Source organism: Microcoleus sp. B6-A1 (genome assembly GCF_036705085.1).
GTDB lineage: Bacteria > Cyanobacteriota > Cyanobacteriia > Cyanobacteriales > Microcoleaceae > Microcoleus.
The window spans coordinates 1-957 of the sequence record NZ_JAUBTU010000183.1 but is presented as its reverse complement, the minus strand read 5'-3'; the positions used below and the strand labels follow the sequence as shown (position 1 = coordinate 957).

General features: G+C 46.0%; 1 protein-coding gene. It reads right to left on the bottom strand.

What is annotated here, in order from left to right; genetic code table 11:
* Positions 1-856: hypothetical protein (locus tag QUB11_RS31020; RefSeq protein WP_333207533.1), on the bottom strand; the 856-nt coding region annotated here is incomplete at its 3' end.
* Between the last annotated feature and the right edge of the window lie 101 nt (positions 857-957).

Below are 957 nucleotides of genomic sequence, written 5' to 3'. Positions count from 1 at the left end.
CTTCTGCACAACTGACATTAATAAATTTGCCTCGGTCTCCTGCGGGTCCTTCAACATCACCGAAAGGAGACCAAGAATTAGTATGACGAATTGTGTGCCATAAATGACCATCATCGGTGACACCGCAAACGTGCAACTCACCCCCAACTTCACCAACAGAGACGTGAACGAAATTTCCACGATTTCCAGCGACTCCTTTAACATCACCGAAACCAAACCAAGAGCCATCTGCACGACGAATTGTATGCCACAAGCTGCCTGAATTGTTAACAGCACATAGGTGAATTACATCCCCGATTCCTTGGAGAGCTACATTGGTAATAAAGCCACCGTCTCCAGTCTGTCCTTCAACATCTCCAAATGATGACCAACTCCCATTGGGAAAACGAATTGAGTGCCACAATTTTCCATCTGATGTTGTGCCTGAAATATGTAGGAGGCTGCCCTTCTCTTGATACGCTAATACTGTGGGTAAAGGGGTTCCTCGCGGAATATTGTCTAGTTCATTATCAGGGATAATAACGACATCTTCCCACTTATAACCTCTAGCTTCAAAGGTAGCAGTATCCGGAATCGATCGACGCTTGCCCGACTCCATGACACAAATTTCCGGGCTGCTTCCTTTGAGCAAAGCTCCATCCCGCCCACCACTTAGCAGCGCTCCTAACGGAATATTGTTTAGCTCATCATCAGGGATAGCTTTCACATCTTCCCATTTAAAACCGTTAATTTTAAAGGTAGCAGGATCAGCAATCCCTCGGCGCTTGCCCGACTCCATGGCATAAATTGTTGGGGAACTTCCTTGGAGTAAAACTCCATCCTTCAACAATGCGATTGGAAATAGACGTAGCCCCAAAGGAATATTTGCTAAGTCCGAGCCCAGGGTAAGAGCATCTTAATCAGGCTTGACACAAGCACTTGAGAATCTGCATCATATAGTCATCATTCATCGCCGCT